At 74.8% G+C, this 13,297-nt stretch carries 12 protein-coding genes; 3 read left to right on the forward strand and 9 right to left on the reverse strand.

All coding sequences use genetic code 11. The annotated features are described in order from the left end of the window. Nucleotides 1-42 precede the first annotated feature (42 nt). On the reverse strand, nucleotides 43-1,212 hold the full coding sequence (locus ACIGWZ_RS38540) for a beta-1,3-glucanase family protein (protein WP_400072566.1): 1,170 nt from the start codon (nucleotides 1,210-1,212) through the stop codon (nucleotides 43-45). A gap of 358 nt (nucleotides 1,213-1,570) precedes the next feature. On the opposite strand from ACIGWZ_RS38540, the gene ACIGWZ_RS38545 reads away from it, so the two are divergent. Together ACIGWZ_RS38545 and ACIGWZ_RS38550 are read left to right on the forward strand one after the other, a co-directional pair. Continuing rightward, nucleotides 1,571-2,647: a LacI family DNA-binding transcriptional regulator gene (locus ACIGWZ_RS38545; protein WP_400072568.1), complete on the forward strand. Its 1,077-nt coding sequence runs from the start codon at nucleotides 1,571-1,573 to the stop codon at nucleotides 2,645-2,647. 79 nt (nucleotides 2,648-2,726) lie between these two features. Continuing rightward, entirely contained in the window at nucleotides 2,727-4,361 is a 1,635-nt protein-coding gene (locus ACIGWZ_RS38550; RefSeq protein WP_400072570.1) for a PucR family transcriptional regulator, read from the forward strand. A gap of 57 nt (nucleotides 4,362-4,418) precedes the next feature. On the opposite strand, the gene ACIGWZ_RS38555 is transcribed toward ACIGWZ_RS38550, so the two are convergent. From ACIGWZ_RS38555 to ACIGWZ_RS38585, 7 genes are all read right to left on the reverse strand, one after another. Then, nucleotides 4,419-5,081 (reverse strand): LysE family translocator, encoded by a 663-nt coding sequence (locus tag ACIGWZ_RS38555; protein WP_400072571.1) that lies wholly within the window; start codon nucleotides 5,079-5,081, stop codon nucleotides 4,419-4,421. A 92-nt stretch (nucleotides 5,082-5,173) separates the two neighbouring features. Then, nucleotides 5,174-6,334: a glycosyltransferase family 4 protein gene (locus ACIGWZ_RS38560; protein WP_400072572.1), complete on the reverse strand. Its 1,161-nt coding sequence runs from the start codon at nucleotides 6,332-6,334 to the stop codon at nucleotides 5,174-5,176. 358 nt (nucleotides 6,335-6,692) lie between these two features. Next, nucleotides 6,693-7,481 (reverse strand): hypothetical protein, encoded by a 789-nt coding sequence (locus ACIGWZ_RS38565; RefSeq protein WP_400072573.1) that lies wholly within the window; start codon nucleotides 7,479-7,481, stop codon nucleotides 6,693-6,695. A gap of 237 nt (nucleotides 7,482-7,718) precedes the next feature. Further along, complete coding sequence (gene recN, locus ACIGWZ_RS38570) at nucleotides 7,719-9,455, reverse strand: DNA repair protein RecN (protein ID WP_400072600.1); 1,737 nt, start codon at nucleotides 9,453-9,455, stop codon at nucleotides 7,719-7,721. A 419-nt stretch (nucleotides 9,456-9,874) separates the two neighbouring features. After that, nucleotides 9,875-10,816 (reverse strand): NAD kinase, encoded by a 942-nt coding sequence (locus tag ACIGWZ_RS38575; RefSeq protein WP_400072575.1) that lies wholly within the window; start codon nucleotides 10,814-10,816, stop codon nucleotides 9,875-9,877. Beyond that, on the reverse strand, nucleotides 10,813-11,628 hold the full coding sequence (locus tag ACIGWZ_RS38580) for a TlyA family RNA methyltransferase (protein WP_400072577.1): 816 nt from the start codon (nucleotides 11,626-11,628) through the stop codon (nucleotides 10,813-10,815). Before ACIGWZ_RS38580 ends, ACIGWZ_RS38575 begins: the two co-directional genes overlap by 4 nt. Before the next feature lie 7 nt (nucleotides 11,629-11,635). Then, nucleotides 11,636-11,980 carry a hypothetical protein gene (locus ACIGWZ_RS38585; RefSeq protein ID WP_400072578.1) on the reverse strand — a complete coding sequence of 115 codons (345 nt, stop codon included), beginning with the start codon at nucleotides 11,978-11,980 and terminating at the stop codon, nucleotides 11,636-11,638. A gap of 130 nt (nucleotides 11,981-12,110) precedes the next feature. Here ACIGWZ_RS38585 and ACIGWZ_RS38590 point away from each other — a divergent pair, with 130 nt between their 5' ends. Then, nucleotides 12,111-12,458, forward strand: coding sequence for a sterol-binding protein (locus tag ACIGWZ_RS38590; protein ID WP_400072580.1), 348 nt, complete (start codon nucleotides 12,111-12,113; stop codon nucleotides 12,456-12,458). Here ACIGWZ_RS38590 and ACIGWZ_RS38595 read toward each other — a convergent pair. Continuing rightward, on the reverse strand, nucleotides 12,442-13,260 hold the full coding sequence (locus ACIGWZ_RS38595; protein WP_400072582.1) for an ABC transporter ATP-binding protein: 819 nt from the start codon (nucleotides 13,258-13,260) through the stop codon (nucleotides 12,442-12,444). The two genes, ACIGWZ_RS38590 and ACIGWZ_RS38595, sit on opposite strands and share 17 nt — an antisense overlap. Nucleotides 13,261-13,297 lie beyond the last annotated feature (37 nt).

The raw sequence follows: 13,297 nt of genomic DNA on the forward strand, positions 1-13,297 counted from the left end.
GGTACGGACGCGCGGGGCCGCACGGGGTGGGTCGGAACGGGGTCAGAACGGGGTGAGCGTGAGGGTGAGCTCCTTCGGGGCGCCGTCCTCGATGTACGAGGCGAACCCGGCGACGTCGTCGAAGGCGAAGCCGTACGCCTTGCCGTCCCGGGTCGCCGCGTGCATGGCCCGTGCGTAGTGGTTGGTGAGCCGCTCCCGGTAGAAGGCCGTCGGGTCGGTGGTGGGCTGGGCGGCCTGGGTGGTCAGCGTGGAGCGGTTGAGGGCGGCGCCCAGGATGGCGGCGACCGGGCCGAGGGTGCCGTCGTTGGGGGCGGCGAGGGTCCCGTCGCAGAAGAGGACGTCGCGGGTGGAGGGTTTGTCGAACGCGACGGTGCCGGGGCCGGTGAAGGAGAGCTTGCCGCCGACGACCCGGCCGGTGAAGGTGCCCGCGTTCGTGGTCACCTTCAGGTCCTTGGACGCGTAGGCCGACCAGGCCTCGTCGATGGCCGGCGCGAGGTGGTCCCCGGCGAAGAGTCCGCTGTCCAGGCCGTGTCCCGGGGCGATCACGCGCGTGTCGCCGACGACCAGACGGTCGAATCCCTCGGCACCCTTGACGTCCGAGAAGACCTTGGCGCGGGCACCGTCCTTGAGCGTGCCGGTGGTCTGCTCCTTGGCCCCGCTGAGCCCGATCGCGAGCGGCACGCTGAACATGTCGACCATGGTGGTGTTGCAGTACATCCCGCCGGAGTTGTACGTGAATTCGGCGCAGTCGTGCAGCACGTCGTAATTGGGGTCGGAGGCGACCCAGCCCGCCGGATAGGCGAGCGCGGCCTTGCCGTTGCCGTCCTCGACGGCCTTGAACTTGAGCTTGCCGCCGAGCGCGGTGTAGATCCGTCCGGACATCCGGGGCAGTTGGAGGGTCGTGGCGCCGCTGCCGGCGAGCGGTATGGCGTAGTCGGTGAACCCGTCCGGACCGTTGTCGGCGACGGCGACGGGCCTGAGTTCGCCGTCCGGCGTGACGTGCACCTGCTGCGTGCCGTCGTTGCCCACGATGTAGACCCATACCGAGGAATTCGCGTACTCCCCCGTGTTGTTGACGATGTGCAGGGGCAGGCCCGCGGTGGCCCGGCCGTCGGGGGCCGGGGTGCCGAGGGCGCGGCCGGCGAGGGTGAGGCCGGACGCGGCGGCGGCACCGGCGGCGAGACCGCCGAGGAGGGTGCGTCGAGTGATCACGAGGCGGCTCCTTGCCGTGCGGTACGGGTCCGGGCGGGGCGGGGACGGGCGGGCCGGGCATGGGAAGGCCTGGTCCGGGCGGGCCGGACACGGGCGGGCCGGGCGACGGATATCTCGTGGGCGGCGCTCGCGGCACGGAGCACCGCTCTCGGGCTTCTCCTGCCCGCGCTCGCGCTCCGGCGCATACTTACGCCGATATTCATGTTCATGACATTCTCCTCGCACAGTGGGGGGTAGTGAGGAGTTCTGAGGAGTGCGCGGCATGAGAGCGCTCTCACCCCGCATCCAAGGGGAACCCTGCCGACTCGGCGGCATACCGTCAAGTCATCGCGGAGAAAAAGGAGTTGGACGGTGCCGGATGACCTCTGAACGCAACGGTCCGCACACGGCGCACGGCCCCCGGCCGACGCTGGAGGCCGTCGCGGCGCGCGCCGGAGTCTCCCGGGCGACGGTCTCCCGCGTGGTCAACGGCGGTACGGGCGTACGGGCCGCGGTCCAGGAACGGGTGCGCCGGGCGGTGACCGAGCTGGGATACGTCCCGAACAGCGCGGCTCGTTCCCTGGTCACCCGCCGCACCGGCGCGGTCGCCGTGATCATCGCCGAGCCGGAGACCCGGGTCTTCTCCGACCCGTTCTTCGGCCGCCAGCTGCGCGGCATCAGCCGCGAACTGTCCGCCGCCGACACCCAGCTCCTGCTGCTGTTCGTCGAGCACCGCGACGACTACGGCCGCATCGGGCGCTATCTGGCGGCCGGCCATGTCGACGGCGCGCTGATGTTCTCGCTGCACGGCGACGACCCGCTGCCCGCCATGGCCGAACGCGCCGGACTGCCCACGGTCTACGGCGGCCGCCCCGGCTGGGCGGGCGCCGACCGCGACCCGCGGCCGCTCTACGTCGACACCGACAACCGCGACGGCGCCCGTCAGGCCGTACGCCATCTCCTCGGCCGCGGCCGCCGCCGGATCGCCGTGATCACCGGGCCGCTCGACCAGACGTCGGCGCTGGACCGCCTGGACGGCTACCGCGACGCCCTGGGCACCGCGGAGCCCGACCCGCGGCTCATCGCGGACGGCGGGTTCACCGCCCGCGGCGGCGAGCGCGCCATGGCCGAACTCCTCGATGCCGCGCCCGATCTGGACGCCGTCTTCGCCTGCTCCGACCTGATGGCGAACGGCGCGCTGCGCACCCTGCGGGCCCGTGGGCGCCGGGTGCCGGACGAGGTGGCGGTGGTCGGCTACGACGATCTCGAGCCCGCGGGCTGGGCGGATCCGCCGCTGACCACGGTGCGGCAGGACGTCGAGGAGATGGGCCGGCTGATGGCCCGTCTCCTGCTGCGACGGCTGGGGGCCGGAGGGACGGACGCCGGGGGGACGGACGCCGGGGAGCTCGCGCCGGTGATCACGGAGGCGCGGCTGGTGGTGCGCGAATCGGCGTGAGGTCCGCCGCCCGCCGCTGGCGTGCTGCCATCCGGACCGTGCAACTCCGGATAGCGGACTACGGGTACCGTTCGTCGCCATGGGGCCGGAAGCGAAAGTCGAAGCCGAGATCACGGTACGCAGGGCGTTGGAGCTGCCCGCGCTGCGGCGCGGCCTGCCGGAGGTACTGGCCGGTGAGGACCGGCTGGACCGGCCGGTGCGCTGGGTGCATGCGGGCGAGGTGCCGCATATCGCCTCGCTGCTCAAGGGCGGCGAGCTGCTGCTGACCACCGGGCTGGGGCTGGGCACCCGGCCGTCGGAGCAGCGCGCCTTCATCCGCAAGCTCGCCGACCGCGAGATCGCCGCTCTCGTCGTGGAGCTGGGCTCTCGTTTCGAATCGCTGCCCTCGGCGCTGATCGACAGCGCCCGGGACTGCGGCCTGCCGCTGATCCAGCTGCACCGCGAGGTCCCGTACGTCACCGTCACCGAAGCCATCCACACCGAGATCATCAACAGCCACTACGCGCTGCTGCGCCGGGCCGACGAGATCCTGCGGCGGTGCACGGACGTCCTGCTGCGCGGGGGAGGCGCCCCCGAGGTGCTGCGGCTGCTCGCCGTCTTCACCGGCAACCCCCTCTGCCTGGAGGCCCCCGACGGCAGCCCGCTCTATGCGGCGGGCCCGGGCAGCGGCGACGAGGACGGGCCGGCCGAGGCCGACCCCCTGCTGGCCTGGGAGGGCCTGCGGGACACCGGCGTACGCATCGACATCCCCGGCGGCGGCCACGGCCCCGACGCCGTCCGCGCCCGTCTGGTCCTGCTCCCGGTCAACGCCCCTCTGGCGCCCGTCCATCGGATCGCCGCCGAGCGCGCCGCCGACCTCCTCGCCGTGGTCCTGCTCCAGTCCCGTCAGGAGGAGGTACTGGCCGCCCGAGGGCGCGGCGACTTCCTGGCCGATCTGGCCGAGGGCCGCATCTCCGCGGCCGAGGCCCCCGCGCAGGCCCGCCTGCTCGGCTTCCGCCCCGGCGCGGAACCGGTGCTCCCGGTCGTCATGCGGCTGCCCGCCGGGCTCCCCACCCCGGGCAGCTGGGCCCTGCTCGCCCAGGCGCTGCGCGAGGAACTCGCCGCCCCCGGGGTGGCCGTGCTCCTCGGCGTGCGGCCGGTGGAGAGCCGCGTGCCGATGCTCGTCGCCCTGCGCGCGGGCCAGGACCGCGACGCGCTCGCCGACCGCATCGCCGAGGCCCTGCGCGCCGGAGTCGTCCGCGCCGGCCTCGACCGCCCGGCCGGGCACCGCCCCGTGGTCGTCGTCGGCACGGCGGGCGACTGGGCGGCCGCGGGCCCCGGGCTCCGGCATGCGGCGGAGGCGGCGGCCGCGGCCCAGGGCCTGCCCGAGCAGCCCTGGTACGACGCGCGCCGCCTGGACATCGAGCTGCTGCTGTGGCGGATGCGCGAACACGGCGAACAGGGCGTCCTGGCCGACTTCGTGGACCGCGCCATCGGCCCCCTGCTCACCCACGACCGCAGCGCGCGCCAGCCGCTGCTGCCGACCCTGGAGGCCTACCTGGCCAGCGCGGGCCGCAAGGCCGAGACCGCCCGCGATCTGAACGTCAACCGCCAGACCCTCTACGACCGCCTGGCCCGCATCTCCCAGCTCCTGGGCACCGACCTGGACGACCCCCAGACCGTCCTGGGGCTGCGGCTGGCCCTCCGTGCCAGGCGCCATACGGACAAGCCGTAGGCGCCCGCGCCGGGCGCGGTCCCACGGTCCCTGCCGGGCGCGGGTTCCGAGGGCGCGCTACCCCGCGACGGTGTCGGCCGCGGTGCCGACGCCGAGCGCGACCAGCACCCCGCCCGTCGTGCGCTCCAGATTGCGGTGGACGCGGGGCCGCCGCAGCCGGTCCAGCAGGCGGCCGGCGCAGCCGACGACCAGCAGCAGCCAGCCCGCCGCTATGACCGCGTCGACGACCCCCAGGAGCAGCGTCGCCCCCAGGACCGACTGCCCCTCGGGCAGGAACTGCGGCACCACGGCGACGAAGAAGATGCCGACCTTGGGGTTGAGCAGGCAGCTCAACAGCCCCTGGCGGAAGGCGCGTACGGGTCCGAGCGGCGCGGCGGTACGGTCCGCCGCCTCCGTCACGGCGCGCGCGGCCCCGTCCCCCGCCGCCGCCCCGGACCGCCGGTGGGCCCACAGCGCCTGCCCGCCCAGCACCACCAGATAGGCCGCACCCGCCAGCCGCACGACCGTGAACGCCGCGTCCCACCGCTGCAGCGCCGCCGCGAGACCGACCGCCGCGGCGACCGCCCAGGCGAGCGATCCGATCGCGGCGCCGAGGGCCGTGGCGGCGCCCGTACGCCGTCCGCCCCGTACGCAATTGCGCAGCACAAGAAGGGTGTCGGGACCCGGCGTCATGGTCATGAGCAGGGCGAACAGCGCAAACCCCAGTACCGCAGTGGGCACGGCGATCTCCCGTCGTTCGAGGTCAGGTGCCGCGACCCTATCCGTCCGGCGCCGCGCCGTGTCCGGCGTGCCGGGCGGCCGCTTCCGCCGCCTCAGACCGCCTGCAGCGGCTCGGTCAGCTCGTCGTAGACGCTCAGGACCTGCGCGACGGTGTCGTCCTCGCTCGGCCAGCCGGCCGCCTGGATGCGGCCCGCCGCGGCCAGCGCGTCCCGGCGTACGGGGTCGGCGAGGAGGCCGAGGACGCTGCGGGCGAGGGCCGCGGCATCCCCGTAGGGGACGAGTTCCGCGGCCGGCCCGACCAGTTCGCGGGTGCCGCCGGTATCGGTGGCGACCAGCGGGACGCCGGCCCGCAGCGCCTCCTGCGCGATCAGGGACCGGGCTTCCCAGCGGCTGGGCAGCACCACCAGGTCGGCGGCGGCGAGGAGTTCGGGCACGTCGTCGCGGCGGCCCAGCAGCTGGACCGGCAGCCGTTCGGTGTCGATCCGCCGCTGGAGTTCCGCCCGTTGCCCGCCCTCGCCCGCGATGGCGAGCAGCGGCTGGGGGTCCAGCGAGGACCAGGCGTGCGCCGTGTCCAGCAGCAGATCATGGCCCTGGTGGGGCTCGAGGCGGCCGACGGCGAGCAGCAACGGCCGGTCCACCGCGCCCAGTTCCGCCCGCTCCTTGCGCCGCATCCGGTCATGATCCTCGGGCTCGGACGGCGCATGGCCGGGGCGGGGGCGGGGAATCGCGACCGGCGCCAGACGGGCGTCGCGCGCGCCCCGCTCGCGCGCCCGGTCCACCAGGTCGGAGCAGGCTCCCAGGACGACGGCGGCGGCGCGGGCCACCCGCCGCTCCATCAGATGCACGAGCCCGGCCCGCGCGCCCTCGGTGTGCGCCTTGGTGTGCCAGGTGATGACCAGGGGGACGCGCGCGCCCCGGGGTCCGCGCAGCCCGCGCAGCGCCATCGAGGCCCGCAGTCCGGCCCGCAGCCCGTGCGCGTGCACCAGGTCGGCGTCCCAGCAGGCGCTGCGCAGCGAGGCCACGGCCGCCGGGTCCATACGGGGGCTGACCTGCGTGAACCGTGCACCCGCGGCGGTGAAGCCGTAGGTCTGCTCGGCGTCGGCCGTGGCGCAGACCGTGACCCGCACGCCGCGCGCGACCAGCCCTTCGGCCAGCGAGCGGACGTGCGCCGCGCTGCCGGCGCTGCCGTGCCCGAGCACCTGGACCGTGCGCAGCGGCGACTGCCCGTGCGACGAGGTCGGGGTGCTGGTCACGTGGTCGGGGCTCCTGGGTCGGGGGACGGTACGGACCGTACCGGTGGTGCGGTCCGAGTACTACAAGGCGCTGCGGCACGCTGCCGGTGGATGCGCACGACGTCCCCCGAGCGGGCGGGACGGAACGAGCGCGCCCGGGCCCGCGCACCGCGCCCAGGATGCCAGCCCCGGGGCACCGGTTCGGCACCGTGCGGGCGCCGTTCCGGTGGGATGTCTCACCCTCGCCGCCCCGGGATCACCCACATGGGCGACAAACCCCCCGTTCGCCGGCCGCCGCGAAGCGGAACAGCAGGCCGGAAATCGACGCTCCGGGCGGGCCCGGCGGCCGACGTGGTGCACCGTCCCGCGATGGCCGGTCTCAGATCGCGGCCGCCGCCCGGCCGACGCGGTCCCCGGCCGCCGCGGCGGCGACCAGTCCCGCGGCGTGCGCGGCCAGCCCCTTGCGCCCGTTGCCCGCGACGATGGCGACACCGAGGGCCGCGCCGAGCGCATGCGCCCCGGCGTCCCCGAGCATCGTGCGCTCACCGAGGTCGTCGCCGACCACCGCGGCCGCGGCCCCCATGGGCGCGGCGGACAGCGTCCCGGCCTCTCCCCGGCGCAGCAGCCCCGGTGCGCCGATGGCCAGTACGGCGCCGGTCGCCCGGCCCGGCCGGACGTCCAGGAGGTTCACCAGATGGGCCGAGCCCGCTATCACCACGCCCGCCAGCAGCCTGTCGGCCGTGCGACGCTTGAGGAGGGCGCCCGCGGCGAGCCCCGCGGCGCCGATGCCGAACAGCTTCACCGCCCCGCTGGTGACCTCCCCTTGGCGGAGCGCCGAGAGGTGCGCCCGGAAGCCGCGCCGGGCGTCGTCGGCGCCGAAGACGTCGTCGTACGCCCCGCAGCCGCCGGCGGCCAGTACCGCGAGCGCGGTGGCGCCCCGGGTGCGGGCGGACAGCCCCGGTGCGGTGGCGGCGGCGAGCGCGGTGCCGGTGGCCGTCGCGAGTCCGGCATGCAGGTCGACGGTCCGCCCGGCGTAGTTCTTCCGGTCCCACAGGACGGCGCCGCCCGGCGGATGCTTGCGCAGCGCGCCGTACGCGGCGCGGGTCGCCCCCGCGGCCCCGAGCAGCGCCCCGATCCGCCCCAGTGCCCTGCCGCCTGCCGCCGCCATGTCACTCCCCTCCCCCGGCACCGTGCCGGGCTCAACTTCCCGTCACCCTAGGGGGCGGGAGCTGCCCGGCCGCGCCCGGCTCCGGCCGCCGGCCCGGGATGACGCGGCCCGTCCCGAAAGGAGCGGCAGGGGACGCTTTGCGCGGGTGCGCCGGTTTGTGGGGCGGCGGTCCAGGGGTGCGCGGAGCTGCGGGTTTGCGGCGGGGACGTCGGCCGGCTCCTCGTGTACGGGCGCCGCCTAGCGCCCCGTACGGGCCGTCTCCAGCAGTTCCTCGGCGTGCGCCCGAGCCGTCTCGGAGTCCTCCTGGCCGGCCAGCATCCGGGAGAGTTCACGGACCCGCTCCTCGCCCTCCAGGACCGTCACCCCGCTCCTGGTGACCGAACCGTCGTGGGTCTTCTCCACCAGGAGCTGCCGGTCCGCGAACGCCGCGACCTGCGGGAGGTGCGTGACGACCACGACCTGTGCCGACTTCGCGAGCCGGGCCAGCCGCCGGCCGACCTCGACGGCCGCCTTGCCGCCGACGCCCGCGTCGACCTCGTCGAAGAGGTAGGTCGGTACGGGGTCGGATCCGGCGAAGACCACCTCGACGGCGAGCATCACGCGGGAGAGCTCACCGCCGGACGCGCCCTTGGCGATGGGGCGGGGCGGGGTGCCCGGGTGCGGGGCGAGGAGGAGCTCGACCTCGTCGGCGCCGGACGGGCCGTAGGCCACCACGCGGCCGCCGACCTCGATGCCGTCGGCGCCGTCCGCCGTGTCGGGCAGCTCGGTCTGCCGGATCTGCACGCTCACCCGGGCGTGCGGCATGGCGAGTTCGGCGAGCTCTGCAGTCACCGCGTCGGCAAAGCGCTTCGCCGACGCCGTCCGGGCGTCGGTCAACACCTGTGCCAGGTCCCCCAGTTCGGCGCGGAGCGCGTCGCGCTCGGCGGTCAGCTCGCCGATGCGGTCGTCGTCGCCGTCCAGCTCGGCCAGCCGCGCGGCGCTCTCCTCGGCCCAGGCCAGGACGCCCGCGATGTCCTGGCCGTACTTGCGGGTCAGGTGGTTCAGGGTGGCGCGGCGCTCCTCGACGGCGGCGAGCCGGAGCGGGTCGGCGTCCAGGCCGTCCGCGTAACTTGCCAGCTCGCCCGCCACGTCCGCCATCAGGATGCCGATCTCGCCGAGCCGGTCGGCCAGCGCGGACAGCTCCGGGTCGTGGCTGCGTACGGAGTCCAGTGCGCGGTGGGCGCCGGCAACCAGGGTGGTGCCGTCGACGTCCTCGGGGTCCTCGGGGTTGCCCGCCAGCGCGGCGTGCGCGGCGGTCGCGGCGGAGGCCAGCGCCTCGGCGTGGCCCAGCCGCTCGGCCTCGGCGGCGAGCTCGGTGTCCTCGCCCGGCTGCGGCTCGGCGGCGGCGATCTCGTCCAGGCCGAAGCGCAGCAGATCGGCTTCCTGGGAGCGTTCGCGGGCCCGGGTGGTCAGCTCCTCCAGCTCGGCGGCGACGGCACGCAGCCGCTTGTGGGCGGAGGTGTACTTGGCGAGCGGGACCGCGACCGCGTCCCCCGCGTAGCGGTCCAGGGCCTGGCGCTGGCGGGCCGGGCGCAGCAGGCCCTGCTGATCGGTCTGGCCGTGCACGGCGACCAGGTCGTCCGCCAACTCCCCCAGCAGCCCGACCGGGACGGACCGGCCGCCCAGATGCGCCCGGGAGCGGCCTTCGGCGGAGAGGGTACGGCTTATCAGCAGCGCCCCGTCGTCCAGCTCCGCGCCGGCCTCCTCCGCCCGTACGGCCGCCGGCGTCTCGGGGCGGATGGTCACCCTGCCCTCGACGACCGCCGACTTGGCGCCGAGCCGCACCAGGGCAGGGTCCGCGCGCCCGCCGAGCAGCAGGCCGAGGCTGGTGACGACCATGGTCTTGCCCGCGCCCGTCTCGCCCGTCACCGCCGTGAAGCCCGGGGACAGCTCGACAACGGCATCGTCAATGACGCCCAGGGACCGGATCCGCATCTCCTCCAACACGGATACGACCTTACGAGGTCCGGGGGCCACCCCGCGACGGCCTCCCCCTGTCTCCTGCTGTCTCCCGCCCGACACCTTGCGGAAAACCCCACCGGAACCCTGCGGGATTCCTCATGGTGCGGCCCCCGCTCGTCCGTCACGCTGAGTCACGAAAGGAAACGCGAGATCTTCCCGGGAAAGCGAAGGGTGTCCCCATGGAAACGGAAGGCGTCCGGGTGCGGAACGGTCCGACCCCCGACTTCACCGACAAGGAGCTCGGTGCCCGCCGCGACTCGGCACGCATCCGCGCCCGCTCGCTCCCGGGCGCGGGGCCGCCCGGGAGCGAGCGGCCCCGGCAGGGATCTCCGCACCAGCGGGCCCGGCACGCGACGGGCGACGGGCGGAGGGCGGAGGTCTGCGGATTCGCCCTAGTGCGGCGCCCCCCGCCAGCCGGCCACCGGCAGGGCGAACTTGGCCACCAGGCGGTCGGTGAAGGAGGCATGGTGCAGCCGGGCCAGGCGTACGGGGACGGCGCCGCGGCGGACCTCCACGCGGGCACCCGCGGGCAGTTCGACGGAGCGGCGTCCGTCGCACCACAGCACACCGTGCGGGGTCTTGGGCTGGACCTCGACCGCCAGTACCGAACGCGGGGAGGTGACCAGCGGCTTGGCGAACAGCGCATGGGCGCTGATCGGGACCATCAGCAGGGCCTCGACCTCGGGCCAGACCACCGGGCCGCCCGCCGAGAAGGCATACGCGGTCGAGCCGGTGGGGGTCGCGCAGACCACGCCGTCACCGCCGAAGCGGGAGACGGGCCGGCCGTCGACCTCGGTGACGACCTCGAGCATCCGCTCCCGCGCGGCCTTCTCCACGGACGCCTCGTTCAGCGCCCAGTCGGTGTGCACGACGCTGCCGTTGTTGCGGACCAGGACATCGAGGGTCATCCGCTCCTCGACCTCGTACGCGCGGGTGACGACCCGGTCGACGACCTTGTCGAGATCGTCGCGTTCGGCCTCCGCCAGGAAGCCGACCCGGCCGAGGTTGACGCCGAGCATCGGCACCCCGGACGTGCGGGCGAAGTCCGCGCCGCGCAGCAGCGTCCCGTCGCCGCCGAGCACCACCAGCAGTTCGCAGCCCTCGGCCGCGCACTGCTCGGACTCCACGCGCTGGACCTCCGGCGGCAGCGGCAGGTCCGCGGCCTCCTCCGCCAGGACCCGCACGCCGATGCCGCTGCGCAGCAGTCCCTGGACGACGAGTTCGGCGCTGCGGATGGCCGCCGGGCGGCCGGTGTGCGCGAGCAGGAAGACCGTCCGCTTCGCGTCGTTGTGTTCGTGTGCTGCGCTGCCTTCAACTGCCTTGGTTGTGGTCAACGAGGCCCCTCCGCCACTGCACGGTCGACATCCGCCGGGTCGAGTGCTGGCGCCCCGGCGCGCAGCCACAGAAAGTACTCGACATTACCGGAAGGTCCGGGCAGCGGGCTCGCGGTCACGCCAAGTACGCCGAGCCCGAGCTCGGCGGCGCGGGCCGCGACGCCGCGCACCGCCTGGGCGCGCAGCTCCGCGCTGCGCACCACCCCGCCGCTGCCCAGCCGCTCCTTGCCCACCTCGAACTGCGGCTTGACCATCAGGACGAGGTCGGCGTCGGGGGCGGCGCAGGCGACGAGCGCGGGCAGGACCAGGCCGAGGGGGATGAAGGAGAGATCGCCGACGATGAGGTCGACGGGCTGCGCGTCGATCGCCTCGAGCGTCAACTCGCGGACGTTCGTACGGTCCTTCACGGTGACCCGGTCGTCGCTCTGCAGCGACCAGGCGAGCTGTCCGTAGCCGACGTCGACGGCGACCACGTGCCCGGCTCCGGCGCGCAGCAGGACATCGGTGAAGCCGCCGGTCGAGGCGCCGGCGTCCAGGGCCCGCCGGCCCTTGATCTCCAGGCCGAGCGGGACGAAGGCGGCGAAGGCACCGGCGAGCTTGTGGCCGCCGCGGGAGACGTAATCGGGGTCGCCGGCGTCCTCGCGTACGACCACCGCGGCGCTGGTCTCGACCTGGGTGGCCGCCTTGGTCGCGGTGGTCCCGCCGACGGTCACCCGTCCGGCGGCGATCAGCTGGCTCGCGTGCTCGCGCGAGCGGGCCAGATTGCGGCGCACCAGCTCCGCGTCGAGTCGGCGTCGTGCCACTCCTGCCACCTGTGGTTCAGCTCCTGTTGTCGTGCGTCGTCGAGGAAGGGGCGGGCGGCCCGGGGCGCTGGTCGAGAGCGGCCAGCGCATCGCGCAGCCCACGGTGGACATCCTCGTACACCTCTAGGTGGCCGCTCGCGGGGAGGTGGTCGGCATCGGCGAGACGCCGCAGCTGGGCGTCGACCATGGCGTCGCCGGTCGCCGTGACCGCGACCCCGAGCGGCTGCGGCCCGGCGGGCGTCCCGTCGGGCGTCCCGGATGCGAGGGTCCACGCGGGCTCGGCGCCGGCGGCCCCCGCGGGTTCCCCGGTCGCGTCCTCCGCGGCTGCCTCCGGCTCCTGGCCGGGCGTCGGCTCTTGCATACCCCCGACGCTACCTCGGCCGACCCGCCCACCGCCCGGACGCCGTCCCCCGGCGGGATCGTGCGCGTCGCCCCTTCCGGCTCGCCGACGACGAACGGGCCGCCCACGACCTGGCGTATCGTCGCTCGCGATGGCAACCCTCGACCAGTGCCGCGCCGCGCTCGACCGGCTGGCCCAGAACATGACCACGGCGGACGGCAAGGTACGCAGCGCCGCCGCACTCGACCGCTCGCTCAGCTGCCGCATCACCGACCTGGACGTGACGTTCCTCGGCCGCCTGGCCGACGGCACCATCAAGGACGTCACCAGCGTCCCCGGCCGGCCGCCGCACCGCGCGGAGATCCGTCTGACCATGGCCGGCGAAGACCTGCTGGCGCTGGTGGACGGCAGGCTCAACTTCGCCCGGGCCTGGGGCAGCGGCCGCATCAAGCTGGAAGCGAGCCTGCGCGACCTGCTGCGCCTCAGGACGCTGCTGTAGCCGCCACGACCGCCCTGCGGTGCCGGCGCGCCGCCGGGACGACCAGCGGGGTGCCGGTCTCCGGGTCGTCGATGACCTGGCAGGACAGCCCGAAGACCCGCTCCACCAGCTCCGCGGTGACGATGTCGGACGGCGCGCCCTCGGCGATGACGGCGCCGTCCTTCATGGCGATGAGGTGGGTGGCGTAGCGGGCGGCGTGGTTGAGGTCGTGCAGCACGGCGACCAGGGTGCGTCCCTGTTCCTCGTGCAGCTCCGCGCACAGGTCCAGGACCTCGATCTGATGCTGGATGTCCAGGTAGGTCGTCGGCTCGTCCAGGAGGAACAGCGGGGTCTGCTGGGCCAGTGCCATGGCGATCCAGACGCGCTGGCGCTGGCCGCCGGAGAGCTCGTCGACATAGCGTCCGGCCAGTTCGCCGACGCCGGTCGCCGCCATCGACTCCTGGACGATCCGCTCGTCCTCGGCCGACCACTGCCGCAGCAGGCCCTGGTGAGGGTAGCGGCCGCGGGCCACCAGGTCGGCGACGGTGATGCCGTCCGGGGCGATGGAGGTCTGCGGCAGCAGCCCGAGCGTCCGGGCGACCTTCTTGGCGGGCAGCGAGGAGATCGCAGCGCCGTCCAGCAGCACCGATCCGGAGCTGGGCCTGAGCATCCGTGACAGGGCGCGCAGCAGCGTGGACTTGCCGCAGGCGTTGGGGCCGACGATGACCGTGAAGGAGTGGTCGGGGACGGCGACCGAGAGGTTCTCGGCGATGACCCGCTGGTCGTAGGCGAGGGTGACGTTCTCGGCCGCGAGACGGCTCACTGCATGGCTCCTGGGATTGTCGTGATCACTGCTGTTG

This window comes from Streptomyces sp. NPDC053427 (genome assembly GCF_044544985.1).
Lineage (GTDB): Bacteria > Actinomycetota > Actinomycetes > Streptomycetales > Streptomycetaceae > Streptomyces.

Excerpts from the sequence above, each read along its gene's own strand:
- ACIGWZ_RS38545 (WP_400072568.1), top strand. The coding sequence starts at position 1,571 with ATGACCTCTGAACGCAACGGTCCGCACACGGCGCACGGCCCCCGGCCG.
- ACIGWZ_RS38550 (WP_400072570.1), top strand. The coding sequence starts at position 2,727 with ATGGGGCCGGAAGCGAAAGTCGAAGCCGAGATCACGGTACGCAGGGCG.
- ACIGWZ_RS38565 (WP_400072573.1), bottom strand. The coding sequence starts at position 7,481 with ATGGCGGCGGCAGGCGGCAGGGCACTGGGGCGGATCGGGGCGCTGCTC.
- recN (WP_400072600.1), bottom strand. The coding sequence starts at position 9,455 with ATGCGGATCCGGTCCCTGGGCGTCATTGACGATGCCGTTGTCGAGCTG.
- ACIGWZ_RS38585 (WP_400072578.1), bottom strand. The coding sequence starts at position 11,980 with ATGCAAGAGCCGACGCCCGGCCAGGAGCCGGAGGCAGCCGCGGAGGAC.
- ACIGWZ_RS38590 (WP_400072580.1), top strand. The coding sequence starts at position 12,111 with ATGGCAACCCTCGACCAGTGCCGCGCCGCGCTCGACCGGCTGGCCCAG.